At 40.3% G+C, this 26,791-nt stretch carries 25 protein-coding genes and 1 pseudogene; 9 read left to right on the forward strand and 17 right to left on the reverse strand.

All coding sequences use genetic code 11. The features are described 5' to 3' along the window. Window positions 1–8: 8 nt before the first annotated feature. The gene (locus GR160_RS12175) at window positions 9–1,082 is read right to left on the reverse strand and encodes a PorV/PorQ family protein (RefSeq protein ID WP_370519218.1); all 1,074 of its coding nucleotides are present in this window, start codon (window positions 1,080–1,082) and stop codon (window positions 9–11) included. 102 nt (window positions 1,083–1,184) lie between these two features. Here GR160_RS12175 and GR160_RS12180 point away from each other — a divergent pair, with 102 nt between their 5' ends. Genes GR160_RS12180 through GR160_RS12190 form a run of 3 tightly spaced genes read left to right on the forward strand, consistent with a single transcriptional unit; the run spans window position 1,185 to window position 4,748 of the window. Beyond that, entirely contained in the window at window positions 1,185–1,928 is a 744-nt protein-coding gene (locus GR160_RS12180; RefSeq protein ID WP_160750157.1) for a phosphatidylcholine/phosphatidylserine synthase, read from the forward strand. Between the two features lie 3 nt (window positions 1,929–1,931). After that, the gene (locus GR160_RS12185; protein WP_160750158.1) at window positions 1,932–2,852 is read left to right on the forward strand and encodes a glycoside hydrolase family 25 protein; all 921 of its coding nucleotides are present in this window, start codon (window positions 1,932–1,934) and stop codon (window positions 2,850–2,852) included. A gap of 6 nt (window positions 2,853–2,858) precedes the next feature. After that, a complete protein-coding gene (locus GR160_RS12190) occupies window positions 2,859–4,748 on the forward strand; it encodes an acyltransferase family protein (protein WP_160750159.1) in 1,890 nt (629 codons plus the stop codon). Here the strand turns inward: GR160_RS12190 and GR160_RS12195 are convergent. From GR160_RS12195 to GR160_RS12240, 11 genes and pseudogenes are all read right to left on the reverse strand, one after another. Next, the gene (locus tag GR160_RS12195; protein WP_160750160.1) at window positions 4,738–5,541 is read right to left on the reverse strand and encodes a T9SS type A sorting domain-containing protein; all 804 of its coding nucleotides are present in this window, start codon (window positions 5,539–5,541) and stop codon (window positions 4,738–4,740) included. The genes GR160_RS12190 and GR160_RS12195 overlap by 11 nt on opposite strands. Then, window positions 5,538–6,485 carry a choice-of-anchor tandem repeat GloVer-containing protein gene (locus GR160_RS12200; RefSeq protein ID WP_160750161.1) on the reverse strand — a complete coding sequence of 316 codons (948 nt, stop codon included), beginning with the start codon at window positions 6,483–6,485 and terminating at the stop codon, window positions 5,538–5,540. Before GR160_RS12200 ends, GR160_RS12195 begins: the two co-directional genes overlap by 4 nt. A gap of 12 nt (window positions 6,486–6,497) precedes the next feature. Further along, window positions 6,498–8,234: a T9SS type A sorting domain-containing protein gene (locus GR160_RS12205; RefSeq protein ID WP_160750162.1), complete on the reverse strand. Its 1,737-nt coding sequence runs from the start codon at window positions 8,232–8,234 to the stop codon at window positions 6,498–6,500. A gap of 34 nt (window positions 8,235–8,268) precedes the next feature. Beyond that, window positions 8,269–9,981 (reverse strand): choice-of-anchor tandem repeat GloVer-containing protein, encoded by a 1,713-nt coding sequence (locus GR160_RS12210; RefSeq protein WP_237421220.1) that lies wholly within the window; start codon window positions 9,979–9,981, stop codon window positions 8,269–8,271. A 2-nt stretch (window positions 9,982–9,983) separates the two neighbouring features. Then, window positions 9,984–11,738 carry a choice-of-anchor tandem repeat GloVer-containing protein gene (locus GR160_RS19580; protein ID WP_160750164.1) on the reverse strand — a complete coding sequence of 585 codons (1,755 nt, stop codon included), beginning with the start codon at window positions 11,736–11,738 and terminating at the stop codon, window positions 9,984–9,986. Between the two features lie 145 nt (window positions 11,739–11,883). Further along, window positions 11,884–11,979, reverse strand: a pseudogene (locus GR160_RS19435) (LPS export ABC transporter ATP-binding protein); the annotation flags it as partial. Between the two features lie 20 nt (window positions 11,980–11,999). Then, window positions 12,000–12,659, reverse strand: coding sequence for an epimerase (locus tag GR160_RS12220; RefSeq protein ID WP_202390777.1), 660 nt, complete (start codon window positions 12,657–12,659; stop codon window positions 12,000–12,002). Between the two features lie 116 nt (window positions 12,660–12,775). Then, complete coding sequence (gene lptB / locus GR160_RS12225) at window positions 12,776–13,579, reverse strand: LPS export ABC transporter ATP-binding protein (protein WP_160750165.1); 804 nt, start codon at window positions 13,577–13,579, stop codon at window positions 12,776–12,778. A 9-nt stretch (window positions 13,580–13,588) separates the two neighbouring features. Further along, window positions 13,589–13,948 carry a carboxymuconolactone decarboxylase family protein gene (locus tag GR160_RS12230; protein ID WP_160750166.1) on the reverse strand — a complete coding sequence of 120 codons (360 nt, stop codon included), beginning with the start codon at window positions 13,946–13,948 and terminating at the stop codon, window positions 13,589–13,591. Window positions 13,949–13,951: 3 nt separating this feature from the next. After that, window positions 13,952–14,770, reverse strand: a complete 819-nt coding sequence (gene tatC / locus GR160_RS12235) for a twin-arginine translocase subunit TatC (protein ID WP_202390778.1) — start codon at window positions 14,768–14,770, stop codon at window positions 13,952–13,954. Between the two features lie 4 nt (window positions 14,771–14,774). Further along, on the reverse strand, window positions 14,775–15,740 hold the full coding sequence (locus tag GR160_RS12240) for an SIS domain-containing protein (protein ID WP_160750167.1): 966 nt from the start codon (window positions 15,738–15,740) through the stop codon (window positions 14,775–14,777). A gap of 88 nt (window positions 15,741–15,828) precedes the next feature. On the opposite strand from GR160_RS12240, the gene GR160_RS12245 reads away from it, so the two are divergent. Continuing rightward, entirely contained in the window at window positions 15,829–18,024 is a 2,196-nt protein-coding gene (locus GR160_RS12245; RefSeq protein WP_160750168.1) for an ATP-dependent DNA helicase RecQ, read from the forward strand. 129 nt (window positions 18,025–18,153) lie between these two features. On the opposite strand, the gene GR160_RS12250 is transcribed toward GR160_RS12245, so the two are convergent. From GR160_RS12250 to GR160_RS12260, 3 genes are all read right to left on the reverse strand, one after another. Then, the gene (locus GR160_RS12250) at window positions 18,154–18,390 is read right to left on the reverse strand and encodes a hypothetical protein (RefSeq protein ID WP_160750169.1); all 237 of its coding nucleotides are present in this window, start codon (window positions 18,388–18,390) and stop codon (window positions 18,154–18,156) included. A 60-nt stretch (window positions 18,391–18,450) separates the two neighbouring features. After that, a complete protein-coding gene (locus GR160_RS12255) occupies window positions 18,451–19,350 on the reverse strand; it encodes an oxidoreductase (protein WP_160750170.1) in 900 nt (299 codons plus the stop codon). A gap of 87 nt (window positions 19,351–19,437) precedes the next feature. After that, window positions 19,438–20,343 (reverse strand): AraC family transcriptional regulator, encoded by a 906-nt coding sequence (locus GR160_RS12260; protein WP_160750171.1) that lies wholly within the window; start codon window positions 20,341–20,343, stop codon window positions 19,438–19,440. A gap of 69 nt (window positions 20,344–20,412) precedes the next feature. Here GR160_RS12260 and GR160_RS12265 point away from each other — a divergent pair, with 69 nt between their 5' ends. After that, window positions 20,413–21,468 carry a DUF2891 domain-containing protein gene (locus GR160_RS12265; RefSeq protein ID WP_160750172.1) on the forward strand — a complete coding sequence of 352 codons (1,056 nt, stop codon included), beginning with the start codon at window positions 20,413–20,415 and terminating at the stop codon, window positions 21,466–21,468. Window positions 21,469–21,560: 92 nt separating this feature from the next. Then, a complete protein-coding gene (locus tag GR160_RS12270; RefSeq protein ID WP_160750173.1) occupies window positions 21,561–23,114 on the forward strand; it encodes an NAD(P)/FAD-dependent oxidoreductase in 1,554 nt (517 codons plus the stop codon). Between the two features lie 154 nt (window positions 23,115–23,268). Here GR160_RS12270 and GR160_RS12275 read toward each other — a convergent pair whose 3' ends face one another. Both GR160_RS12275 and GR160_RS12280 read right to left on the reverse strand, forming a co-directional pair. Then, window positions 23,269–23,550, reverse strand: coding sequence for a hypothetical protein (locus GR160_RS12275; RefSeq protein WP_202390779.1), 282 nt, complete (start codon window positions 23,548–23,550; stop codon window positions 23,269–23,271). Window positions 23,551–23,691: 141 nt separating this feature from the next. Further along, window positions 23,692–24,036 (reverse strand): mannan-binding protein, encoded by a 345-nt coding sequence (locus tag GR160_RS12280; RefSeq protein WP_160750174.1) that lies wholly within the window; start codon window positions 24,034–24,036, stop codon window positions 23,692–23,694. Here GR160_RS12280 and GR160_RS12285 point away from each other — a divergent pair. The 3 genes from GR160_RS12285 (at window position 24,035) to GR160_RS12295 (ending at window position 26,787) form a co-directional block, all read left to right on the forward strand. After that, entirely contained in the window at window positions 24,035–24,268 is a 234-nt protein-coding gene (locus GR160_RS12285; protein WP_160750175.1) for a hypothetical protein, read from the forward strand. The two genes, GR160_RS12280 and GR160_RS12285, sit on opposite strands and share 2 nt — an antisense overlap. Before the next feature lie 169 nt (window positions 24,269–24,437). Continuing rightward, complete coding sequence (locus tag GR160_RS12290; protein ID WP_160750176.1) at window positions 24,438–24,911, forward strand: hypothetical protein; 474 nt, start codon at window positions 24,438–24,440, stop codon at window positions 24,909–24,911. A gap of 151 nt (window positions 24,912–25,062) precedes the next feature. Beyond that, complete coding sequence (locus GR160_RS12295) at window positions 25,063–26,787, forward strand: sensor histidine kinase (RefSeq protein WP_160750177.1); 1,725 nt, start codon at window positions 25,063–25,065, stop codon at window positions 26,785–26,787. Window positions 26,788–26,791: the final 4 nt, after the last annotated feature.

Here is a 26,791-nt window from a genome sequence, read left to right on the forward strand (position 1 = left end):
TGCGGTTTTTATCGGCTAAAGATACTCAAATCTACCTTAAGAGAAAATATATTGGAATATAGTGCCGCGCTTTGGTCGCCAATATCTGTCAGGGCATAGTCTACCTGTATGCCGCGATATTTAAACCCAAGGCCAATATTTGGCTGAAAACTTACACTTTGGGAGTTGTCTATTTGTGTTTCGTTCTGGAAGTTGCCCACGCCAGCTCTTACAAATACCATATCTATGTAGCCCACCTCAAACCCCACAGCCGGGTCTATGCTAACAAAGTCAAGGTTTATAATGTCGTTGGTCTTTGCAAACTGCATATTTAGATTTGCAGCGGCTAAAAGGCTTATTTCGTTATGAAAAACAAACTTTTTGGCTGCTCCAACCTGTGCTTTAGGCAGCGTTATTTCTGTGGTTTCGGGCAGTTCCTGGTTTTGTCCGGCAACGGCGTCCCTAATGGTGGCATACTCATCTTCGTCGATATTCCAGACGTTGTAAGTAGTGGTAATGTCTCTAAGCATTACACCAAACTGCCAGTCGCCCGTTGATTTATATTGAAAACCCACATCGAATCCAAAGCCATAAGAATCGGCAAATTTGCCAATAACCCTACGAATAACTTTAGCGTTTATGCCATAGCTAAAACCATCTAAAGGTAGGTAGCGTGCATAACTAAGGGTAACGCCATAATCTGCAGTAGAAAAAAGACTTATACGGTTGTAGTCTATATTGCCCTGATCGTCTATTAGCTGGGTGGTATTAAGAATGTCGTCTACGCCAAAACGTATTACCGATAGCCCGAAGGCACTACGGTCGTCTATAGGCATGGCAAAAGCGGCATAATCATATTGTGCGATGTTGGCAAAATAGCTGGCATGCATAAGGGCAAGCTGCTTTTCTTTAACCTGCATTAGTCCTGCCGGATTCCAATACCCACTGTTTACATCGCCCGTGTGGCCTGTAACGGCATTACTCATGCCCAGCGCAGCCGCATCTGTACCTATGCTCATAAACTCATTAGAATATTTTCTAACGGCCTGGCTGTAAGTAGCAATGGGTGCAGTAAGCAGTAAGGTAAAAAGTAACTTTCTCAACACGGTTAATTTGTGCAAATATGATATAAAATTCTCAATTACTAAACTCCAATTCTATTAACTTATTGTATTAACTTTGTGCTATAAAAAAATACAGCTTTTATGGCGTTTAAAAAACACGTGCCCAATATTATTACATTGCTTAATCTTGCATCCGGACTTATAGCCCTTGTGTTTGCTTTTGATACTAATTATCAGTTGGCATTCCTGTGGGTGGCTATAGGCATATTTTTTGATTTTTGGGATGGTTTTTTTGCGCGCATACTTAAAGTTAAAAGCGATATTGGCCTTCAGCTCGACTCACTTGCCGATATGGTTACCAGTGGTGTAGTGCCGGGTTTGGTAATGTTCCAATTGCTTAACGGCATTGCCGAGAACCAGCAGGAATACAACCTTGAGGCAAATAATTTTTACTTGGGCATATTGCCCTATTTTGGTTTTATAATTACGTTGGCTTCATGCTACAGGCTGGCTAAGTTTAATGTAGATACCCGCCAGACTGATTCTTTTATTGGCCTGCCAACACCTGCCAACGCATTGTTTGTTATGAGCCTTGCCGTAATACAGAATTTTAGCGATGGCACCGGTTGGATATTTGAAGCCCTTAGCAGCCCGTATGTGCTTATTGGCATAAGCCTGTTGAGTGCTTTTATGCTTAATGCAGAGATACCACTGTTTTCTCTTAAAATAAAATACTTTAACTGGGAGACCAATAAAGTACAGTTTATATTTTTAATAGTGTCTATACTGCTGTTGTTTGCATTACAGTATCTTGCCATACCGATTATTATTTTGTTCTATGTGGTGCTGTCGGCTATCAATAATAAGTTTTGGGCTAAGGCATAAACTATGAAGCGCACGCCGCAAACAAAAAAAACATTGCCTGTAAAGGCAACATCAAAGGCAATCCCTAAAAAAAATGTGCCTCAAAAAAGAGGTTCAAAAACAAAAGCTAAACAGTCAAAGATCACATCGGGTACCATACTTAAGTATTCCGTTTTATTACTGGTCGCATCGTTTATAATTGCAGCAGCCTATCAATACCGCAACGGTTTTTTATATTACCTTGGTTTTAAGACCAACAAGCGTATTTCGGTTATAACGAAAGAAGAACGCAAGATTGCTGATTTACGGTTGTATGAAATAGTTACCCGACACAAGAATAAAGTTTTTGGTTTCGATGTTTCGCATTATCAGGGTATAATAAATTGGGATAGTATAGAACGCACTAAAGGCGATTTTCCACTTGATTTTGTTTTTATCCGTGCTACTGCAGGAACCAACGCTAACGATACCCAATTTAAAACCAACTGGCGCAAAGCCAAACAGGCAGGGTTTATACGGGGAGCATACCATTACTATCGACCGGATGAAAATTCTGTGAAACAAGCTGCTAATTTTATTAAAACCGTTACACTTAAAAGGGGAGACCTGCCACCTGTGCTGGACATTGAAAAGGTTTCGCGCAGGCAAAACATGGACAGCCTTAAAAGCGGGCTGCGTAAATGGCTGGCAAAGGTTGAAAAGCACTATGGCGTTAAACCCATTATTTACAGCGGCGAGAGTTATTATACCGATTTTTTAAAGGAAGAATTTGCAGACTATAACCTGTGGATTGCCAACTACAGTTTTTTTGAGGAAGAGATACGCAAAGAGTGGCTGTTTTGGCAGTTTACCGATAAAGGGAGCATAAAAGGGATAGAGGGCAATGTAGATGTAAACATTTACAACGGCCAGCTTACGGAACTTGATAACCTGCGGATAAAATAAGCGGATATGGGGCAGGCAGGCACTGACAGGTCGTTTAGGTATGATATTAATGCACTACGTGCCCTTGCAATAATAGGCGTGGTGTTTTATCACTTTAAACCGGAATTTTTGAGCGGAGGTTTTGCCGGGGTAGATGTATTTTTTGTTATATCGGGCTATTTAATGAGTCGTGTGGTTATAGGCCAGATCGATAAAGGTTCGTTTTCTTTTCTTCGGTATTTCGAAAAACGGCTTTACAGAATAGTGCCTGCGCTGGTTTTTTTAGTAGCTGTAATTGCTGCCTTATGTTTTTTTATATACCTCCCCAACGATTACAAGCCCAATGTGCAAAACGGTGCATCGGCACTGCTCTTTTTGTCCAATCTGTTTTTTTGGTACAATACACCTTCATATTTCGATGCCTCGTCAGATACTAATTTGTTCCTCCACACCTGGTCGCTTTCTGTAGAGTGGCAGTTTTATTTGCTTTACCCTTTTTTATTGCTGCTCTTTAATAGGCTGTTTAAAAACAAGCGAGTATATAAAAGCGTGTTTATTGCGCTTACAGTAGTTTTATTCATAGTGTCGGTGGTGGTTTCGCATTATTTTCAGAGCTTTTCGTTCTACATGTTGCCCACCCGTGCCTGGGAAATGCTTTTGGGTGGTATTGCCTTTTTTGCAGAGGGTAGTCTTACAAACAGCCGCACTAAAAAAATATTTGCGCTTAGTGGATATGCTGTTATCCTGTCCTGTTTTTTTGTGTTAGATGAGAGCCTGCCCTGGCCGGGATTTTATACATTGCTACCCGTTTTGGCAACGTTTTTAATAATTGCCGCAAATGTAAATTTCAAGTTCACTCATCTTAGTTTTGTTCAGTTTACAGGTAAAATATCCTATTCGCTTTATTTATGGCACTGGCCTGTTTTTGTTATTGCGCAATACTATGGTCTTGGCAAAAGCGTTTTGGCTGTTGGTGTATATATAATACTCTCAGTAATGTTAGGATATATTTCTTATCGATATGTAGAGAGCATACATTTTAACCGGAAGTTGGGCATAGGTTTAGGTGTGGTTTCTGTATTTACTGTAGTGTTTTGTGTACAATACTTCAATGTAAACCGTGTGCTGTATGATAATAAAACATTATCTATTGCCAATAATGTAGGCATAACCAGCAAACCATTTTTTAGGCAATACCGCAAAGATACCTGCTTTGTAGAATCGTTTGCCAAATATAAAAAACAGGCATGCCTGTGTTTTGACGATGCTAAATCCAATGTACTGCTGATAGGAGACAGCCACCTGGCACAATTGTCTCAGTCGTTGATGGAGGGTTTTCCTGAAATTAATTTCTTACAGGCCACCGCTCCGGCAACACTACCCACGATTAAAAGCTATTATACTAAAAGGAACAACCTGAGGGAGTTGATGGATTACGTTTATAAAGATTTTATCCCTAACAATGCAGATAAAATAGATGGTATAATAATCAGTGGCAATTGGGCAGGGCAAAGGCTGGTGCAACAGGACAGTTTGGTGTATGGCATTAATGAGGCTGTTGATTATTTAAAGCGCTACAATATACCCGTAGTGGTAATTGGGCAAACGGAACGGTATTCTGTTTCATATCCCACTATTGCGGCACGGGCACACTATTTTAATTCTGACAATCATGCTTTTTATTTAGATGAGTACACTGTAGAACTTAACAGCTATCTTTCTCAACGTTTAAAGAATGTTTACATTAATGTTCTGAACGAAAAGAACGTTCCGCCGCTATCTCCAAAAAATGTAACCTACATGCGCGATAAAGACCATGTTACGAAATATGGTGCCGACCTGTTGATTAATTGTATTAAGAGAGATAAATTGTGGATTGCTTTTTGGGAAGATATAAAAATAGAGTCTACTTTTTAATAAATTTTCCCTGCCACTCTCCTTTGTCAGTAGTGAATTTTACTACATATATGCCACCGCTAAAATTGCTTACACTAATACCGTTAGACTTAAGGGTGTCATAATAGACTTGCTGCCCCAGCACATTGTAAATTGCTACGTTTGTAACTGTAAAATTAGGGTTTTCAGGCAGTTTGATATTTATAATATCCTCTGTAGGGTTAGGATATAATAATATCGCATTTTTATAGCCTATGGCCTCGTCTAACCCCATACAGGCTTCTACGGTAATGTGTATGGGTATGGTGATTGTCGTTCCGCATTCGTTTATCATTTCACAGGTATAATCACCACTATCGGATACTTCCAAGTCATTTAAGTTCAACACGCCTGTTGTTTGCAAGGCTATGAGTTCATTATTTTTTTTCCATGTATATGTCTCGGCATTTGTGTTGTGTAAGTCAAATGTAAAAGTTTCTCCTTCGCAAATGGTATAAGTATCATTCTCAATGTAGGTGTAGGAAGGCTTGCGGCATACTTCTATTAAAGATTCTGTCACATTTGCATTAAGCGGGATAGGCGTTCCGATAGGATTAGGCATTATAACAGAATTGTCGGTTGCGCTAAATTTAAAGAGTCCGAATAAAGAAACCCCAAAATAATCTCCGGTAGAGGACTTTATCAGCGAGGTCGGATTTGCACTTGTAAAGAAATCGGGAGTTCCCTGATGATTTCCGAAATTATGGAGTATATTAATTGCATTTGTTGAAGGGATATATTCAAACAGTGTACCGCGGTGCTCCGTATAAGTCATTTCATTAGAGCTGTTAAAATAAATATTAGTCCCCCATTTTCACATACTCCATACAGTACACCATTATCTCCGCCAACCATAGCCAACGGGTTGCGTCCTAAATTGTCACCATCAAAATCAATTTTTTTAGTAAAGGTATTGGTGCTGATATCAAATTCAAATATGGTACCATCACCGGGCGAAGAGTTTCCTCCCCCTCCTGTAATATTAATTAGTTTACCAGGGGAGGTTTCTATAAACTCTCCGCTAAAGCGTATGCCCTCGCTAGCGTCACACTGCAGCTGATAGACCTGCTGTATGCTATTATTAATGATGTCTACCTTGATAATTGTGCCAAAATTGTTAGGCCCTACCGAATTAACCCCCGGGCAAAACGAGTCCTTGGTAGTGCAATAGAGAAAACCGTTAGATGCTTTCAGTAATTCACCATCAATACTGTTTCCTGCTTCTCCTGTTAAGTATGTAAAAGTCTCGGTTGATAAATCATAGCTAAACACTTTATTTGAAACACTTCCATAAAGTTTTCCAGAGACTGGTTCTATAACACCAGTACCATAAATATAATTTGGTGCCTGAATATCAAAATAATGCACTACCCTGTAGATGTCGAACACCAGGTCATATTCGTACAAGACTCCGAAACCATTGTCATTGAATTCCACTGGAGGATCAATCTGGTGCCCACCGGCAAATGTCATTCCATATAGTTTGCCATTAGAAGCTAAAAATAGTTTTCCTTTTGGTGTTTTACCGGTGGCAAAATCTAAAAACTCATGTACAATAGTTGGGTTTTGTCCGTTGCTGTCGTATTTGGTTATATTCCCCTTATACCCGGTAGAATTTTCACCACCGTCGTCCGCTCCTTTATTTAATCCCCAAAATTCCTTTTGAGCGTGAAGAGAGCAGGTAATCATTAAAAAGAATAGAAGTTGATTGATTTTCATGTCTTTAACATGTCACTTTTTAATAAATTTTGACTGCCATTCTCCTTTATCGGTAGCCAGTTTTATGATATAAATCCCCCGAGAAAAAGTGCCTACATTAATGCCATTGTATTTGGAAGTATCGGAGTAAACTTCCTGTCCAAGCATATTGTAAATTGCCACGCTTGTGACTGTAAAATTAGGGTTTTCAGGCAGCTTGATATTTATAATATCATCTGTCGGGTTAGGATATAATGATATTACATTTTTATAGCCTATGGCCTCGTCAAGCCCCATACAGGCTTCTACGGTAATGTGTATGGGCATGGTGATTGTCGTTCCGCATTCATTGACCATATCACAGGTATAATCACCACTATCGGATACTTCCAAGTCATTTAAGCTCAACACGCCTGTTGTTTGGGAAGCTATGATCTGGTCATTTCTTTTCCAAGTATATCCTGTAGCATTGGTGTTATTAAGATCATAGGTAAAAGGTTCGCCTTCACAAATGGTATAAGTATCATTCTCAATGTAGGAATAAGATGGCTTACGGCATACTTCGATGAGGTTTCGGGTATAAAACTGGTTCCCTGGATCACTATAGGTATTTAGGTCAGAAAATCGTAGGCTATTATCATCCGCATTATATTTAAATACACCCGAATTAGTAAGATTTCCGGCTAAATAGCCATCACTTGATTCAGTTATATTGCATGGGCCGAATCTGTTAAGATCTAAGTCGGTTAATTTTACAATGGTATTGTCATTGGGGTTGTATTCCCAAATAGTACCTGTTTTATTAAAAATGCCTGATGTGTAACCATTTTTATAGGTATCACCACCTCCCGTACAAACTCCATATAAATTTCCATTAATAAGGACGAATCCAGATGGTTCATAGCCTAAAGAATTGAAAAAATCAAAAGTGACTTTAGTAGTAAGCGTATTGGTGAGCATATCAAACTCAATTATTGTACCGGCAGGCAACGCATACCCTTCATCAGGAAGAAACACGTAACCTCCGCTACTTAAGAAAAATATTTTATTAGGTAAAGCTTCTATCATAGTTTTACCTCCAATTCCCGTTGAGCCATCACAATTAAAATACGCCACTTTTTGAACCGTATTGTTGCTGGTATTTACTTTTAATATGGAACCCTGATTAGATTGGTTGGGAGCCGGGCTTGTGCAGGGAAATGCCTGATTGGAAACCGCATATAAGAATCCATCAGACGCTTTTATCAAATCGTTAATCGGCCCCATGGCTTCAAATGAATAATTATGATTAAGAAATGAGACCGTTTCTGTAGCAATGTCATATACATAAAAACGATTGGCGACACCACCATATAATTTACCCGGAACAGGCTCAATTATACTGGTAAAAGGATTGGTAGCACTATTTCCATTTGGCATAAGGGGGAAATCAAAATAATGTACAACGTTATAGGTATCAAAAGTTAAATCGTATTCATAAAGTATACCGTAGCCATCTTGTTCATTAGTGCTGGTTGTACTTCCAATGCCTCCAAAAGCAGCCGTACCATACAGTTTGCCATTACTGGATAAAAACAGCTTGCCGCGTGGCAATTTTCCGGTGGGATAATTAAAATGGTGCATTGTGATTGCATTCTCGCCGTTGATGTCAAATTTTACAATATTTCCCTGTACATCTGAAAAATTAGTATATTCAGAAACGCCCCAAAATTCCCTTTGGGCATTGGCGGTAATGCATACTAATAAAAATAGGAAGATAAATTTTTTCAAACGTTGTTTTTTATTTAACACACATTTATTTTGGCTATTCCTTCACAAACTTTTCTTTCCAATCACCATAATTGGTTGTAAAAGAAATAACGTAGATACCTGTTTGCAGTTGGCTGACATCAATCGCACCATTGTTCTGTATTTTTTGTTCTCGTATAATTTGCCCCAATGAATTGGCAATTTTGATACTGGTCACAGTAACCTCTATATTTTCTGGAAGTTTTATATTTAGAATGTCTTCGGTCGGATTGGGAAATAACTTAATAGATTTATCCAAATCGGCATAAGTATTTATTCCCAAACAACTTACAGTTAAATGTAAAACCATTGTTGTAGTCGTACCGCATTCATTAGTCATAAGGCAGGTGTAATCGCCGGCATCGCTTGCTTGAAGGTTGGTAAGGTTTAAAACACCTGTAGTTTGCCCAATAACGTCCTGTTCATTTTTTTTCCATTGGTAATTTATAGCATTGGTGTTCTGCACATCATAATTGAAAGTTCCACCCGCGCAAGCGTCAAACGTATCTACATCGAAAAAGTGATAGGAAGGCTTGCGGCAGATTTCGATGAGGTTTAAGGGTTTGTAAAATGTTGATACATAAGTAATCTCATTAGTAACTGCATCATATTTAAATATATTTCCATCTACGGTAATTCCCATAAAATAACCGTTACTGGTACGCATTAAAAATTGAGGATATCTAATAGGAGTGGTACAGAGATTTAAATATTGTTTTACTTCGAGTACATTGGTAGTAGGAGTATATTCGTACAATGCACCAAAGTTATTGGTTGGGTCACAGCTTTGTGAAGCACCACCTTCTTCACAGATACCATATATTTTACTATTATCCCCAATTACTAAATTAAAAGGACGTGCACCTATAGTCGGAAAGTCGAAGTCAATTTTTTTAGTATACGCATCGGTATCGATATTAAATTCAAATAGTGTACCTCCTTTTAAATTATCTGGATCGTTGAATTCATTTATGCCACCACTTACACAGGTTCCATATAGTTTACCAACACTTGCTTCAACTAATTGATTTCTGGGCCCGGCTCCTTTAATTTCTCGTTGCGGACAAGTAATTGAATGTGCAAAACTTACGTTATTGGTAACAATGTCATATTTAATAATATTCCCCAGATAAGGTAAGGGTGAAGTAACGTTTTGACAATAACCTCCATATGAAACACCGTAAATATACCCATTAGATGCTTTCATTAATTCACTGGTGAAAATGTTTTGATACAGTAACGGGTTTGAAAAAGTCATACTTTCGGTAGCGATATCATAATTATAAATTCTATTTTGCGTAGCACCACATAATATTCCGGGTGTAGGTTCTATGACACCAATATCAGGATTTGAGTAGCCAATGTTGTCAGAACCAAAATAATGTAAGACGCTATATTTATTAAGTATTAAATCATATTCAAACAACACACCTGCATTTGCATTAGTCACAACAGGTCCGGTTTCGCCACCAGCTACAGCAGTGCCATACAATTTTCCGTTACTAGCAAGAAACAATCTGCCTAAGGGTCGATACCCCTGTATGGAGTCGAAATCGTGCATCACTTCGGGATTTTCACCATTAATATCATATTTTACAATTTTACCATAGTTAAAAGGAAACCCAGGGACATTCACATAATCCCCATCGTTTACACCCCAAAGTTCTTTTTGGGCGTAGGTATTAAACGTGTAAGCAAATAAAATACAGATAATATAGATTGTTTTCATACTTACTTCTTGATAAACCTTGATTGCCATTCCCCTTTATCAGTAGTTAGCTTTACTATATATATACCTTTAGTAAAAGTACCAACCTTAATATCACTATAGTTAGATTTGTCTGCATATACTTCCTGTCCCAGCAGATTGTAAATTGCCACACTTGTAACCATAAAATTTGGGTTTTCAGGTAGTTTGATGTTAATTATGTCCTCTGTAGGGTTAGGATATAATAATATCGCATTTTTATAGCCTATGGCCTCGTCAAGCCCCATGCAGGCTTCTATGGTAAGATGTATCGGTATGGTGATCGTTGTTCCGCATTCATTGACCATTTCACAGATATAATTACCACTATCGGATACTTCCAAGTCATTTAGATTCAATACGCCTGTTGTTTGGGACGCTATGATTTGGTCATTTTTCTTCCATGTATATGTCTCGGCATTTGTGTTGTGTAAGTCAAATGTAAAAGCCTCTCCTTCACAAATAGTATAAACATCATTTTCTATATAAGAATAAGATGGTTTGCGGCAGATCTCGGTTAACGACTCTGATACATTTGCGTTAAGAGGAATAGGAATGCCAAAAGTAGTTGGCATAACAACTGAATTATCTGTTGCACTAAATTTAAAGACTCCGAATGAAGAAATACCAAAATAATCTCCAGTTGAGGATTTCACCAGCGAGGTCGGATTTGCACTTGTAAAGTAATCAGGTGTTCCCTGATGATTTCCGAAATTATGGAGCACATTTATAGTGTTTGTAAATGGCAGATATTCAAACACAGTACCACGGTGCTCCGTGTATGTTATTTCATTTGTGCTGTTAAAATAAATATTAGTTCCTCCATTTTCGCAAATTCCATATAGTGTACCGTTCTCCCCATTCACGATATCCTTTGGGCCACTTCCAAGGTTATCTCCATCGAAATCGATTTTTTTGGTGAATGTATTGGTGTTGATATCAAATTCGAACACGGTACCATCTCCAGGAGTCGCATTACCACCTCCCGATGTAATACCAAATAGCTTTCCCGGAATTGCTTCAATAAACTCACCACTAAACCTTATGCCCTCGCTGCCGTCGCACTGCAGCTGATATACCTGCTGTATGCTATTATTAATGATGTCTACCTTGATAATTGTGCCAAAATTGTTAGGCCCTACCGAGTTAACCCCAGGACAATAGGAGTCTTTTGTGGTGCAATATAAAAAACCGTTGGAGGCCTTAAATATCCCCCCGTCGAAACTATCGCCCGCAGCTCCGGTTAAATAACTAAAGACTTCGGTTGCCAGATCATAACTAAATATCTTATTTGAAATACTTCCATATAACTTGCCCTCAACAGGTTCCAACATGCGTGTGCCGAAGATGCCATTTGGAGCCCGTCTATCAAAATAATGTACTACCCTATACCTATTAAAAACAAGGTCATATTCATACAAGACACCAAAACCATTATCGTTGAAAGGTACGGGAGGTTCAATCTGGTTTCCTCCGGCTATTGTCATTCCATATAACTTACCGTTAGAGGCCAAAAATAGTTTTCCTTTCGGTGTTTTACCGGTGGCAAAATCTAAAAACTCATGCACTATCGTCGGGTTTTGGCCATTGCTATCGTATTTGGTTATGTTTCCCTTGTATCCGGTAGAATTTTCACCGCCATCATCAATGCCTTTGTTAACACCCCAAAATTCTCTTTGGGAAAACATGCTATAGCTGCTAAGAATGCAGGCAATGTAGCAGAAGAATAATTTTTTCACGAAATAATTAGTTTGTTTGGTTTACTTTATAACATTTAAAATGCAATTAACCCTATGGTTAAAGTTAAAAGAAAATGCTTTATTGTTAGTAGGATAGGGGTAAAAAAAATCCCTGATAAAAAATTTATCAGGGATCGTATGTTGTTTAGCGAGGTTCAAAGTTCTGCCCGAAATAAACCTTGCGTACCATTTCGCCCTTTACAAGTTCTTGCGGATTGCCTGTCTTCAGGATTGAATTTTTAGAAGATGTAAAATAAGGTATTATAACTTTGCCAATTTATTAATATCTTCAACTTCCAATATTTGTTTTTCATAGACTTTTGATACACTGTTTATCATAGAAAAACCTACCTGTTGCATAGTACTTGTCATGTGGGGCATTAAAAATTTAAATAGGGGTGACAAAAAACTTATGGTTTTGTAATACCCCTTTACATTTTGTTGACCTTTGTAAGGTTTCATAAATGCAGGCCTGAAATTGTAAACCCTTTTAAAAGGCAGTTGCATTAAAGCATTTTCTGTTTTGCCCTTTACACGTGCCCACATGGCTCCTTTTTTTTCTGTACCATCCGTATTGGCACCCGAAATATGGCAAAAAATCATTTGTGGGTTTATGTCTACAAGTACTTTGGCAAAGTTAAGCGTGGTAGTGTATGTGATTTGCGTGTACTCGGTTTCGCCCATACCCAACGAGCTTATGCCTGCACAGTAAAAGCATGCATCATAACCGTCTAAATTATCTTTGTATTGTTCAATATCCATAAAATCAGGAACAATAAGTTCTCTTAGTTTTGAGTGTTTAACCCCGGTATAAGGTTTTCGGGTTATGATAAGTATCTCCTCCACTTCAGGATGTTCAAAGCACGCAAACAAGACGCCCTCACCAACAAGCCCGGTAGCCCCTGTGTGTATTATTTTCATAAGTATATAGATTTATAACAAATCTCTGAAAAATAAGATGAGGTCATTTTGTTGTACGGCTCAAATAAAAAATCCCCGATAAAACTTTATCAGGGATCGTATATTGTTTAGCGGCATTAAAAATTTTCCTGGTCGGGTACGGTTGGATCGTCATCCGAAGTGGCAGTATTTTTAGGCTTGTTGAAATCTATTTTTGTTTTGCGGAGCTCAAAGTTCTGACCCAGATATACCTTACGCACCATTTCGTCCTGTACAAGTTCTTCGGGTTTGCCTGCTTTCAGGATCCCTCCCTCAAACATAAGATAGGTTTTATCAGTAATGGCGAGAGTTTCCTGTACGTTGTGGTCGGTTATAAGGATGCCAATGTTCTTATTTTTAAGCTGGGCTACAATGCGCTGAATATCTTCTACCGCAACAGGGTCTACCCCGGCAAAAGGTTCGTCGAGCAAAATAAACTTAGGATCTGTTGCCAGTGCACGGGCAATCTCTGTTCGGCGGCGCTCACCCCCCGAAAGCAGGTCGCCACGATTGGTGCGTATGTGTTGCAGGGAGAACTCATTTATAAGTTCTTCCATTTTAGCCTCCTGTTCTTTTTTAGACAGCTTTGTAAGTTGTAATACGCTCAATATGTTGTCTTCAATGCTCAGCTTCCTGAATACCGATGCCTCCTGTGCCAAATAGCCAATGCCGTTTTGGGCACGCTTGTACATAGGGAAATCGGTAATTTCCATGTCGTCAAGAAATATATTGCCACTGTTAGGTTTTACCAATCCCACGATCATGTAAAACGAGGTTGTTTTGCCGGCACCATTAGGTCCCAAAAGCCCTACGATCTCGCCTTGGTTTACCTCTACCGATATGCCTTTAACAACGCTGCGGCCTTTGTATGTTTTTATCAGGTTATCTGCCCTTAACTTCATAGCTGTATATTAAATTGATGCATTGCCCTGCTGCTCCAGTGCTTCCCAAAACTCGTAGGCACGGCGCAGGTGCGGTATAACAATAGTGCCGCCCACAAGGGTTGCAATGCTTAGTGCTTCCATAACTTCGGCTTTGTTAAGGCCTTCTTTGTAGCTGGTTTCCAAATGATATTTTACACAATCATCGCAACGCAGCACTGCCGATGCCACAAGTCCCAACAGTTCTTTGGTTTTAACATCGAGGGCACCCGGCATATAAGCATTGGTGTCGAGGTTAAAAATACGTTTTATAACCTTATTATCGTCGGCCAAAAGTTTTTCGTTCATCTTTTGGCGGTAGTCGTTAAACTCCTGTACTAAATCTGCCATGGTTTATGCTGTCTTTTTAGGTGTTTTGTTCATTCGTGCTGCAATAAGTATGCTTGCTTCATACAATATAACCAATGGTATGGTAACTGTCATCTGGCTAATAACATCGGGTGGGGTTACCACAGCGGCCAAAATAAGTATAATTACAAAGGCATAGCGGCGGTATTCTCTCAAAAACCCTGCCGTAACCAGCCCAAGTTTGGCAAGAAAATAAATAACAATAGGTAGTTCGAACACCAGCCCGCATGATAACACAGTGGTTTTAATGAGGCTAAGGTAAGAGTCGATGTCTATATTATTCTCCACTACATCGCTAATTCGGTAGTTGCCCAAAAAATTAATAGAGAGCGGCATGATAAGGTAGTAACCAAACAGCACGCCCAAAAAGAATAAAAACGATGTGGAAATGATAAACGATACAGCACTTTTTTTCTCGTTGTCATACAATGCCGGGCGTATAAATTTCCAGAACTCCCATAAAATAAAAGGAAAAGCAAGTATAAGTCCTGCCGTTACAGATGTCCATATGTCGGTAGAGAACTGCCCGTCCATGGTGCGGCTCTGTATGCTAAACGGAATTTCGGTTACGCAAAAGCTTTTATCAAGATCGTATTTATTTGCCAGATCGCAAAAAATGCGATAAGTAATAAAGTCTGATTTTTTAGGGGCAAATATAATATTGTCAAAAATATAGCCACTAAATGCAAAGGCAACACAGGCACCTATAAGTATGGCAATACTGCTCCTTACAAGCAGCCACCTAAGTTCTTCAAGATGATCCAGGAACGACATTTCGCCGCCCTTATTTTTGTTTTTCGCCATAGCTTTACAGTATCCCTTCTTTTAAAATATCGTGCAGGTGCAGCACGCCTTTATATTCGTTACCGTCTACTACCACAAGCTGTGTAATAGAGTGGTTTTCCATAATGTTGAATGCCTTTACCACCATATCGTGGCTGGTAATGGTTTTGGGGTTGCGCGTCATTACATCGAAAGCCGTAACCCCGGCAATATTGTCGCGGTCGTTCAGCATGCGCCTAATATCACCGTCTGTAATAATACCTATTACTTTATCTTCTTCAATAACTGCTGTAACACCAAGTCTTTTAGCCGATATTTCGTGTATGGCAACTTTTACGCTGTCGCCTGGTTTTACCATAGGCTTGTGGGTGCCGTCCAGCATGTCGCCCACACGCAGCAAAAGCCTTTTGCCTAATGCACCTCCCGGATGGTATTTTGCAAAATCATCGCTGGTAAAACCTTTAAGTTCCATAAGGCAAATGGCAAGTGCATCGCCCAATACAAGTTGTGCTGTTGTGCTGTTGGTAGGGGCAAGGTTTATAGGATCGGCCTCTTTTTCTACATACGCATTCAATACATAATCGGATTGCTTTCCTAAAAACGACGTTTTGTTTGCTGTGATTCCAATAAGGGTGTTACCATCGCGTTTTAGCAAAGGGGCAAGTACTTTAATTTCGGGGCTATTGCCGCTTTTGGAGATGCAGATAATAACATCATCAGGCTGTACCATTCCCAAATCGCCATGAATTGCCTCGGCAGCATGTAAAAACAATGCGGGTGTTCCTGTAGAGTTTAGGGTTGCTACAATTTTAGAGGCTATTAGCGCACTTTTGCCTATGCCTGTAACCACAAGTCGGCCTTTACTGTTGTAAATGGCTGTAACGGCGTTGGCAAAATCATCGTCAAGGTATTGTGTCAGTGCGGCAATGCTCTCACTTTCAGAAAGTATGGTTTTTCTGGCAGAGGCCAGTATTGCTTCGTTATTGGTCAATCTTACGAAAAGTTTAAAAAGTTGTGTTTGTCAAAGATTTTTGTATCTTTATATTCTGCAAATTTATGTAAATTACTATAATGATATAATGAAATCGACCGAAATTGACTTACATAAAGAGTTAAAAAAATATTTTGGTTTTAACAATTTTAAGGGGTTGCAGGAAGATGTTGTGCGCAGCATAATATCGGGTAACAACACATTTGTAATTATGCCCACAGGTGGCGGAAAATCATTGTGTTACCAACTGCCGGCTTTAGTGCTCGACGGTACGGCCATAGTGGTTTCGCCCCTTATTGCCCTAATGAAAAACCAGGTAGATGCCATTCGCAGCCTGTCGTCTGAAAACGGGATAGCGCATGTGCTTAACTCATCGCTTACCAAGACCGAGATCGCACAGGTTAAAAAGGATATATCATCCGGGCTTACAAAACTTTTATATGTTGCCCCCGAATCGCTTACCAAAGAGGAATATACTGCGTTCCTTAAAAGTGTGCCTATTTCTTTTGTAGCCATAGATGAGGCGCACTGTATATCAGAATGGGGTCACGATTTCAGGCCGGAGTACCGAAACCTGCGCTCTATAATACGCAATCTGGGCGATGTACCGGTAATAGGCCTAACAGCCACCGCTACGCCAAAAGTACAGGAAGACATTCTTAAAAACCTCGATATGAGCGATGCCCAAACTTTTAAGGCATCGTTTAACAGGCCAAACCTATTTTACGAAATACGCCCCAAGGCCAAAACCGTAGAGAGCGACATTATCCGTTTTATCCGCCAGTATAAAGGTAAATCAGGCGTAATATATTGCCTGAGCCGCAAAAAGGTTGAAGAAATTGCCCAGGTATTACAGGTAAACGGCATTAGTGCTGTGCCTTATCATGCAGGGCTCGATGCCAAAACGCGTGCGAAACATCAGGATATGTTTTTGATGGAAGACGTAAATGTGGTGGTGGCAACGATTGCTTTTGGTATGGGTATCGACAAGCCGGATGTAAGGTTTGTAATTCACCATGACATTCCAAAATCGTTAGAAAGTTATTATCAGGAAACCGGGCGTGCCGGACGCGATGGGGGAGAAGGCCATTGTCTTGCCTACTATTCCTATAAAGATATTGAGAAGCTTGAAAAATTTATGAGCGGAAAACCTGTTGCCGAACAGGAAATTGGTTTTGCACTGCTTCAGGAAGTAGTGGCCTATGCCGAAACTTCTATGAGCCGTCGTAAATTTTTACTGCATTATTTTGGGGAAGAGTATGATGGCGAAAATGGCGAGGGCCATGATATGGACGATAATGCCCGTAACCCTAAAAAGAAGAAAGAAGCAAAAGATCAGGTACTCACACTATTAAAAGTTGTGAGGGATACCAAAATGCTTTATAAAAGCAAAGAGATCATTTTTACGCTTACCGGTAAGGTAAATGCGGTTATAAAAGCCCACAAAACCGACTCGCAATCATTTTTTGGTGCTGGTGCAGATTTTGATGAAAAACACTGGATGGCCCTGCTAAGACAGGTACTTGTTGCAGGATATTTGAGTAAAGATATCGAATCGTATGGAGTTATAAAGCTTACGCCGGAAGGGGAGGCTTTTATTGCCAATCCTCAGTCGTTTATGATGACGGAAGATCATGATTATAACGAAAACGACGATGAGACTACGGTTACGGCAGCAAAATCTACAGGTGTGTCTGATGAGGTGCTTGCAGGAATGCTGAAAGACCTGCGAAAAAAAGTGGCAAAAAAACTTGGAGTGCCGCCTTTTGTAGTGTTTCAGGACCCATCGCTTGATGATATGGCGCTTAAGTATCCGATTAATATTGAAGAGCTTAGCGGTGTGCATGGCGTAGGCGAAGGTAAAGCTAAAAAATACGGTAAAGACTTTGTAGAGCTTATAGCCCGATATGTAGAGGATAATGATATTATCAGGCCGGAAGACCTTGTGGTAAAAACTACTGGAGCCAACTCAGCTTTAAAACTATATATTATACAAAATATAGACCGTAAATTGTCGCTTAACGATATTGCAAAGGCTAAAGGTTTAGATATGGATGCGCTGTTGAAAGAAATGGAACAGATTGTTTACAGCGGAACCAAACTTAACATAAAATACTGGGTAGATGATATACTGGACGAAGACCAGCAGGAAGAGATCCATGAGTATTATATGGAAAGTGAATCAGACAGTATCAAAGACGCCCTTAAAGAATTCGACGGAGATTATGACACCGAAGAACTGCGACTGATGCGTATTAAATTCATCAGCGAAGTAGCGAATTAGTTTTTGGCTATTGAGTGACGGTTAGCAGATTAAAAAAAAGCGAAAGATCCTGAATAAATTGTTCAGGATCTTTCGCTTTTTAGCAACAATATTTTTATAACAATTGCCAGCTAACAACCGTCAACCGAATTACCCATACAATTCCCCTCTGTGTGGTTTTAGTGCATCCCTTACTGCTATCATATATTCATCTGTCACTACCATAAAGGCAATTGCGTGCATATCGTTTATTATGCTAAAACCTGTAATGTTAAGCGGAAGCTTTTCCATTACAATGAATTCTTTCAAATGAATTTCGTGGTGTTCGGCAGTTTTAGCTGATGCCGGCCCTCTAAAATCCCAAATAAGTTTTATTTTTCTTGACATAGCTGCAAAGTTACAAAGTTTGGAGGTTTGCAACTATTTTTTTGTTGAGTGAAAGTCAGGTTAAAAATAAACCACCCCGGTAACTTCTTCTGCATATTTCCATAGTTTTGCAGCTTCGGTTTGGTTGTGGGCAAGAGGCAATAGTTCGGTTTTGGCAGGATAGCCACGCAGGCCGCCGTCTTTGTCGGGGCCAATAAAATCATTTCCTTTTACATCATCGCTAACAGCCGCATAAAGACTTGGCAAGGCACCCTGCCATGCAGGCATAAGCTCTCCATAGACTTCTATAATGTTATCAAACTCTTCTTTGCTAATGTATCGGGCCAATTCGGTTTGCGTAACGCCCGGATGTGAAGATACCGAAAGTATCTGGTCTCCGGCTTCGTTTGCCCTGCGTTGAAGTTCACTGGTAAAAAATAGGTTGGCTAGTTTGCTTTGGGCATATTCGCGGTTGGCATCATAGTCTTTTTCGGTTTTAAGGTTGTCGTAGTCTATACTGCCTAAACGATACACAAGGCTGCTGACAGTAACTACCCTTGACTGCGGTGTAGCCTTTAAAAGCGGATATAAATAGCCTGTAAAAGCATAATGCCCCAAAACATTAGTGCCAAACTGTAACTCAAAGCCTTGCACAGTTTTAGAGGCAGGAGGCACCATAACCCCTGCATTGTTTATGAGTAGGTCTAATTTTTGGTGCTTACTTTTAAAAGTATCAGCGGCCGTTTTTACTGAATTTAGATCTGATAGGTCAAGTGCCAATACTTCCACTGATCCTTCAGACGGTACGGTTGCTATTGTTTTTGCAGCGGCGTTAGCTTTATCGAGGTCGCGGCAGGCAAGTATTATATTAGCATTTTTTTCATACAGAGCAAGGGCTGTTTCATAGCCAATACCCGCATTAGCACCTGTAACTATAACGGTTTTACCTGTTTGGTCAGGTATGTTTTCTTTTGTCCACATAACGGTTAAAATTTTATATGGTACAAATTTCCGGTAGTTATTGGTTTTATAGCCTATAGTATCCAAACCAAAAAATACAAAAGACAATCAATTGGCGCTCCTGAATTCCGATGGAGTGGTAGAGGTATTCTCTTTAAAAAATACCGAAAGATGGTTAGGCTCTTCAAAACCAAGGCAACGTGCAATCTCGGCAATGGTCCAGTTCGTGGTTTTGAGAAGCACTTTGGCTTCGTGCAGCGTTCTTTCTTTAATCAGTGTTGAGGTGGTTTGGCCAGTTGCTTTTTTAAGGGCTTTGTTTAAATGATTTACATGTACATTGAGCCTTTCGGCAAAATCTGAGGGCGATTTCAATAGAACAGTATCCGAGATGTTTTGTATTGATAGCTGGCGTTCCAAAAGATCGGTAAACAAAAGGGCTAAACGTTCGGCTGCATTAGAAGGATTAATCACAACTCCTGTCTCGGGCTGCAGTTTTTGTGCCTCATGAATTACTTCCATGAGCAAATTGCGTAAGTAGTCGTATTTGTGCGCATAGCTGCTTTGCAGCTCCGCGTCCATTTTAATGAACAGCTCCCTGAAATAGTTAAACATAACTGCATCCAATACTACCACGGCATTATCGGCACTGCTAAAAACCTGGTACTCTTTTATGGGGGCAAACCTATTAAAAAAAGCTTCTGTAAAAACGCATACATATCCGCTTTGCTCAGGGCTGACAATTTCCCATTTATAAGGCACTGTTGGATTGGTAAACACAAGGGCATGCCCATTAACGGCAATACTCTGGTCGGCATAATGCACAATACAGTCACCCTGCACAAGGCTTATTTTAAAAAAACTTCTGCGGCTGTAATCAGTGTGTTTTGGCTTGCCATTACTCACAAGATCTTCTACCTTAATAATATCAAAATGGCCTGTGCCCGCATTGTTCTCGGCTGTAATATTTCCCGGCAACTGGTCGTAGAGCTTATTTAAATTTACAAAATCTGACATGGATGTAAAAATACGAAATATAAACGTTAACCCGTTTTTTGTTATATTTAGATCCGCAACATATAGACTATGAAATACCTTTTTGCTTCGCTGCTTTTTACAACAACCCTGACTTTTGCACAACAATTAACCGCAGAGCGCGCCAACGGGTTGGCTAAGCTTCCTTTAAAATGCCTGCAACAGGAATACCCTAACAAGTTGGGGCAATTGCTTATAGATGCCTCCGAAATTGCCCCGCCAAGAACGCTGCATCCGGCATTTTACGGTTGTTTCGACTGGCATTCTTCCGTGCACGGACACTGGAGTTTAGTGTATTTGCTTAACCATTTTCCTAACTTAAATAACAGGCAGGAAATTATCGATAAGCTAAAAGTAAATCTTTCTAAAGAAAACATACAGCAGGAAGTGGCCTATATGACTAAAACGCATGAAAAATCTTTTGAGCGCACTTATGGCTGGGCATGGCTGCTAAAGCTTCAGTTAGAGCTTGAAAGTTCTAAAGAGCCTTTTGCTAAAGAGCTGGCCGCTAATTTGCAACCGCTCAGCGCACTCGTAGCCCAGCGGTATATAGAATTTTTGCCTAAGCTTAACTATGCACTGCGCGTAGGTACACACACCAACACTGCTTTCGGAATGGCTCTTGCATGGGATTATGCCATTAATGCCAAAAACCTGCCGCTGCAAAAAAGCCTGCACGATAATGCCCTGCGTCTTTTTAAAAATGATAAAGACTGTCCTTTTACTTGGGAACCCAGTGGAACCGATTTTCTTTCGCCCTGCCTTGAGGAAATTGCCATAATGCAGCGCGTAATGCCTGAAAAAGATTTCCTGAAATGGCTTAAAGATTTCGCACCGCAGCTTTTTGATAAAAACTACACTTGGGAACCCGGCAAAGTATCTGACCGTACTGACGGACACCTGGTGCATCTTGACGGGCTTAACTTTAGCCGGGCATGGAATTTTTATCATCTTGCCAGGCAATATCCTAAACAGTTGGGGCATTTAAAAACTCTTGCCGATGCTCACCTTAATTTTTCGCTGCCTGCCATTGTAGACGGTAACTATGAGGGCGAACACTGGCTCGCCTCGTTTGCTTTGCATGCGTTTGAGGAGAAAGGGGAGTAGTTGAGTGTGTGCTTTCGCTCACGGATTTTAAACCATTCTTAAAGCAACAGCCCGAAACTTGCAACCTGAGACAAAAAACTTAACTTTGCCCCATGCCAAGAGAACTCCAAATACAGGTAGCACCACCCGTAGCCGCACAACAGCAGTTGCTAACGGCTCATGTAGCACAGCTTATGCAGGTTAAACCTGCCGATATTAAACATATTGCCATTATAAAACGCTCTATAGATGCCCGCCAAAAGGCTATTAAAATAAATCTTAAAGTGGCGGTTTATTATAATGAAGAATATGTAGAAAAACCTGTGCCGCTGCCTGATTATAAAGATGTTTCTAACGCCCCGGAGGTTATAATTGTTGGCGCAGGCCCGGCTGGGCTCTTTGCAGCATTGCAGCTAATAGAGATTGGACTTAAACCCATAGTTTTAGAGCGGGGCAAAGATGTACAGGAACGCCGCCGCGACCTTAAGGCCATTAACCGCGATCATGTTGTGCACGAAGACAGCAATTATTGCTATGGCGAAGGCGGTGCCGGAACCTACAGCGACGGAAAATTATATACACGCTCTAAAAAGCGTGGTGACGTAGACCGCATACTACAGCTTTTTGTAGCCTTTGGCGCATCTGATGAGATATTGGTTGAAGCCCACCCGCACATTGGTACCAACAAGCTGCCAAAAATTATTGCAAGCATGCGCGAAAAGATAATTGAATTTGGTGGTAAAGTGCTGTTCAATACACGTGTGACTGACATATTGGTTAAGAACAGTGAAGTGCAGGGAGTGGTTATACAAAATGGCGATACTATTGAAGCTAAAAAGGTTATATTGGCTACAGGCCACTCTGCACGCGATATTTTTGAATTGCTTGATCGTAAGAAAATTTACATAGAGGCTAAGCCTTTTGCACTTGGCGTGCGTGCTGAACATCCACAAAACCTGATAGACAGCATACAATACAGCTGCGATTTTAATACAGGTCGTGGCGAATTTTTGCCTCCCGCTCCTTATGCTATTGTAAAACAGGTTAACGGTCGTGGCATGTACTCGTTTTGTATGTGCCCCGGTGGGGTTATAGCCCCATGTGCCACCAGCCCGGGCGAGGTGGTTACTAATGGATGGAGCCCCAGCAAACGCGACCAGGAAACAGCAAACTCGGGTATTGTGGTAGAACTTAAACTCGAAGATTTTGCCCCATTTGCAAAATATGGTGCTCTTGCCGGAATGGAATTTCAAAAGAGCATAGAGCAGCAGGCATGGCGTTTGGCAGGCGAAACACAGCGTGTTCCTGCCCAGCGAATGGTAGATTTTACACAAAGCAAAATATCGTCAGATATTCCAAAAACATCTTATGTTCCCGGCACTACGCCTGTTGAATTAGGTAAAGTTTTTCCCGGCTTCTTGACACAAACCCTGCGTCAGGGATTTGTAGATTTTGGCAAGTCGATGCGTGGCTATCTTACCAACGAGGCCATACTACATGCACCGGAGTCGCGAACGTCATCTCCGGTACGCATTCCGCGCGACCCCGAAACTTTACAGCATGTACAGATAAAGGGATTATATCCTTGTGGAGAGGGCGCGGGCTATGCAGGTGGTATTATCTCTGCTGCTATAGATGGAGAAAAGTGTGCTCTTAAGTGTATCTAAAACATGGCATGAATATAAAAAGTAAAGCCCGGAAGTTTATTCCGGACTTTAATGAGCAGCTTTAATTTGTCGTTAAGTATTATAATTTAAAAGAAAAATATAGGGAGGGATGCACCGTTAAATTATAAATGATAGCCGACAAATTTTTTAACTACTAATGAATTTTTTGGATTCCTGTAATGTGAGCTTCACCGTTTAAAGGTTTGTAAATACTTACAATTGCAGCGCCATTAAAAGGATATTGAGTTGCTGGTTTTGCGTTGCAGAAAAACCTGTAGTTTAATCCTGCTACCAATTGTTGAGATACCGCCACCGGGGTATATTGCACACCCAAAAGGCCTTCCATAGCTTCTTTAAAAGCTTTTTTTGCAGTATCATCGATCTGGCTGGTGTATGGCGAATAAGCGCCTACTAAATTTTCGGTTGTTGTTGACATTTTTTAATTGGTTTTTTGGTTTACCTACTCATAAGGCTTTTCGGTTTCCGCCTTGTGCATTTATTCCTGCACACAGGAAATAAAAAGTAAGATCCTTTATCAGACTCTGTCTTTATACAAAGGATCTTGCTTTTGCTGAAATTAAAAAGTGTATTTAATTTCAACTACACTCATTACACCTTCTACAATTGTTCTCCACTGGCCTGTAAACTCGGCACCATAAGAAGCAGCAATTACAGATCCGATCTTTTGAGCTTCATCGTTACTCCAAAGCGGCCCGGCAAGAACATCGGTTTTAAATTCGTGAACGCCTGATTTCGTTACAGGAAGTTCTAACTGTACTACACTCATTTGGCTTGGCACAACGGTATTCCATTGTCCGGTCCATTTGCCTTGGTGTGCTGCGGCTACTGCATTGGCTTTTGCCGGTGCATCTTCCTGGCTCCATATTGGGCCTGCTGGTACGTCTATTTTATATGTTGACATGATTGGTAAATTTTATTTCCCTGATTGTAAGGCTTCTCAGGATGTGCCCCTGCAAATTATACCTGTACAGGAAGGCCCGTTTATTAAAGTGGTTTCTGCTCCACTTTTCCTACTCATAAGGCTTTTCGGTTTTTCGCCTGTCTTAGTTTGTGGTGATGCATCGTTTTCAAGACATTACAAAGTTGGTCAGGATAAATCATCTTTCTGTCAGGCAAAAGGATGGTTTTTGTAAATACCCCTTTTGGGGTAATCGCCTTCATACAAAATGGTATTAAAAAGGATGACAGTAACTGTACAGGCTGGAACAATAAGAGTTACCTTTGTTTAAATACCTCTTTTGGGGTATTAAGTGTAGGAAAAGCTTGGTTAGATTTGTATAAACCTTTTAAAACAAATTAATTATGAGCACATCCAGACACATTTTTTTACAAATAGACACAGACAGTATTATTGCAATTGCCGAATCATTGCAACTAACAGACTATTCTTTTGGCGACATTCGGTGTGAAGAAGTTCTTGAGCATACACTTATTTATAATCAGGGCGGTATGGCGTTAGGCAATGCTGTAGAAGATTTTGCCACTATAGTAGAAGAAGGTGATCTGATTACTGTTACAATATTGCCGCTTAAGTTGTTCTCCAATCATATGCTAACGTTTGTAGAGTTTGTACCGGAGCCACATCCGTATGCGGTTCTTGAAGTTCAGGATCCAAAAAGCAAAGTAAGCTTTGATGTAAATGTGGCCCGGGTAGTACAGGAATGTTCTGTAAAATTCAATTTAAAAATTCTTCTTAGAAAAATAAAAGGAGATGCGGTTACAGAGATTCCGCTATGTATAGACCCTGTGCTTAGGGTTAGACAGGGGAGAGGATAATATATCATAAAAACACACCACTATATTTGTGAGGCGAAATAAATTAATTATATTTTTTTGTTTCCTGTTCATTTGTTTCTGTGCAAAAGCTATTGCACAAAACCAGGATAAGGCAGACAGCCTGAAGGCTTTGCTGGTAAACAGCCATGCAATGTCGTTAGTACACAGAATGGCATTGATAGATAAAATATCGGCTACCTCATCTTCTCCGGATGAGGTATTGCTGTATTCAGATAAATTGCTGGCGCTCGCTAACGAATACAACAAGCCAACCTACAAGATACAGGCTTATCATTACAAGGGGGTTGCCTATCGTTTAAAAGGGAACTTTAAGGCAGCTTTAAAAAACCTGTTTAAAAGTGCGGCTTTAGCATCGGCTGAAAAAAAATATGAGCTGCAGGCTGAAGCTTATGAAGAAATTGCCAATGGCTATTCTGCAAACAACGATTTAAAAAACGCGCTCATCTATAATAAAAATGCTATCGAAATCATCAGGAAGCATGGCAATGACGAACAGTTGGCCATAAACCTTCTCAATACCGGCTATAACTATTATAAACTTAATAAGTTAGACTCTGCCTTGTTGCTGTACAACGAGGCAGAGCCTCTTTTTAATACTACAAACCTTCGCATTGGCAAAGCTTATACAGTAGGTAACAGAGCGTTGGTGTACTGGAAAAAGGGCAACTATAGTAAGGCCGAACAGGATTTAAAGAAAGCTATAAAAATGCTGCACGTGCTTGGAGACAACTATGGCATATCTGACTACTATAACCAGTTAGGCAGACTTTATTGGGAGCAGGGATATACAGAGCAGGCCATAGAGAGCACAACGCAGGCACTTGCCATGGCCCGATCACTCCATTTAAAAGAACAGATACGTGATGCCTCGCTGCTGCTTTCTGAACTTTATGAGAAGAAAAATGATTATAAGAAAGCATTCGACTATCAAAACCAGTACATTGCCTATAAAGACAGTATAGATAATACCGAAACAGTTAGGCATATTGCTAATTTGCGCACTGAGTTTGAAGTGAGCCAAAAAGAAAAAGAGATTGTATTACTAGAAAAGCACCAGCTATTGAATAGGATATATATAATTATTACCGGCTTTTTGCTGGTAATAGCGGTTTTATTGCTGCTCTATTTTAGGCAGCGTCTGCAAAACACAAGGCTTATGGCTGCTAATGAACAAAAGCAGCACGGCGAAAAAATAAGGAGCCTGCTTGCCGCACACGAAACAAAAACACTGCAGTCTATGGTGCAGGGGCAGGAAAACGAGCGCAGGCGCCTTGCCCGAGAATTGCATAATCATTTTGGCAGTTTGCTGGCAACCATTAAAGTAAACCTGAACGGGATAGACGAAAAAGCGATACCGAACCACCATACACTAACCACACTGGTAGACCGTGCCTGTGCTGATATTCGTAATTTATCGCATGCCCTCAATATGGGAATATCTGATAATTTCGGGCTTGTGCCCGCACTAAAGGAGCTAACACAGCACCTGCAACAGGCTAACGGGCTGGAGGTAGAGTTTTCGGCGGCAATGTGCCGCGAACAAATGGGGGCGGAGAATGAAATAATAATATACCGCATTGTACAGGAGCTTGTAAGCAATGTGCTCAAACACTCTGAAGCTACAAAACTGTCTATATTGCTTACCTGTTTTGATGATGAAAACCTTATTAATATTATTGTGCAGGACAACGGCAAAGGGTTTGATGCAAGTATGGAACAAAAAGATAATTTTGGGATAGGCTTAAAAACCTTAAAAGAAATGATCGCTAATTTGCATGGCGAAATTGGATTTGACAGTAATCCGGCAAGCGGTACTACTGTAAATATTGATCTGCCCATTACTATAACTTCTTAAAAAA

The sequence above is a fragment of the Flavobacterium sp. Sd200 genome (assembly GCF_009826935.1).
Classification (GTDB): Bacteria; Bacteroidota; Bacteroidia; order Flavobacteriales; family Flavobacteriaceae; genus Flavobacterium.

Bases quoted from the DNA above. Each gene is read 5' to 3' on its own strand.
- GR160_RS12200 (WP_160750161.1), bottom strand. From the start codon at position 6,485: ATGAAAATCAATCAACTTCTATTCTTTTTAATGATTACCTGCTCTCTT.
- GR160_RS12295 (WP_160750177.1), top strand. From the start codon at position 25,063: ATGTCGTTAGTACACAGAATGGCATTGATAGATAAAATATCGGCTACC.
- GR160_RS12230 (WP_160750166.1), bottom strand. From the start codon at position 13,948: ATGGCAGATTTAGTACAGGAGTTTAACGACTACCGCCAAAAGATGAAC.
- GR160_RS12190 (WP_160750159.1), top strand. From the start codon at position 2,859: ATGGGGCAGGCAGGCACTGACAGGTCGTTTAGGTATGATATTAATGCA.
- GR160_RS12280 (WP_160750174.1), bottom strand. From the start codon at position 24,036: ATGTCAACATATAAAATAGACGTACCAGCAGGCCCAATATGGAGCCAG.
- tatC (WP_202390778.1), bottom strand. From the start codon at position 14,770: ATGGCGAAAAACAAAAATAAGGGCGGCGAAATGTCGTTCCTGGATCAT.
- GR160_RS12185 (WP_160750158.1), top strand. From the start codon at position 1,932: ATGAAGCGCACGCCGCAAACAAAAAAAACATTGCCTGTAAAGGCAACA.
- GR160_RS12275 (WP_202390779.1), bottom strand. From the start codon at position 23,550: ATGTCAACAACAACCGAAAATTTAGTAGGCGCTTATTCGCCATACACC.
- GR160_RS12265 (WP_160750172.1), top strand. From the start codon at position 20,413: ATGAAATACCTTTTTGCTTCGCTGCTTTTTACAACAACCCTGACTTTT.
- GR160_RS12245 (WP_160750168.1), top strand. From the start codon at position 15,829: ATGAAATCGACCGAAATTGACTTACATAAAGAGTTAAAAAAATATTTT.
- GR160_RS12180 (WP_160750157.1), top strand. From the start codon at position 1,185: ATGGCGTTTAAAAAACACGTGCCCAATATTATTACATTGCTTAATCTT.
- GR160_RS12210 (WP_237421220.1), bottom strand. From the start codon at position 9,981: ATGAAAACAATCTATATTATCTGTATTTTATTTGCTTACACGTTTAAT.
- lptB (WP_160750165.1), bottom strand. From the start codon at position 13,579: ATGAAGTTAAGGGCAGATAACCTGATAAAAACATACAAAGGCCGCAGC.
- GR160_RS12220 (WP_202390777.1), bottom strand. From the start codon at position 12,659: ATGAAAATAATACACACAGGGGCTACCGGGCTTGTTGGTGAGGGCGTC.
- GR160_RS12270 (WP_160750173.1), top strand. From the start codon at position 21,561: ATGCCAAGAGAACTCCAAATACAGGTAGCACCACCCGTAGCCGCACAA.
- GR160_RS12285 (WP_160750175.1), top strand. From the start codon at position 24,035: ATGATTGGTAAATTTTATTTCCCTGATTGTAAGGCTTCTCAGGATGTG.
- GR160_RS12290 (WP_160750176.1), top strand. From the start codon at position 24,438: ATGAGCACATCCAGACACATTTTTTTACAAATAGACACAGACAGTATT.
- GR160_RS12255 (WP_160750170.1), bottom strand. From the start codon at position 19,350: ATGTGGACAAAAGAAAACATACCTGACCAAACAGGTAAAACCGTTATA.
- GR160_RS12250 (WP_160750169.1), bottom strand. From the start codon at position 18,390: ATGTCAAGAAAAATAAAACTTATTTGGGATTTTAGAGGGCCGGCATCA.
- GR160_RS12195 (WP_160750160.1), bottom strand. From the start codon at position 5,541: ATGACTTATACGGAGCACCGCGGTACACTGTTTGAATATATCCCTTCA.
- GR160_RS12260 (WP_160750171.1), bottom strand. From the start codon at position 20,343: ATGTCAGATTTTGTAAATTTAAATAAGCTCTACGACCAGTTGCCGGGA.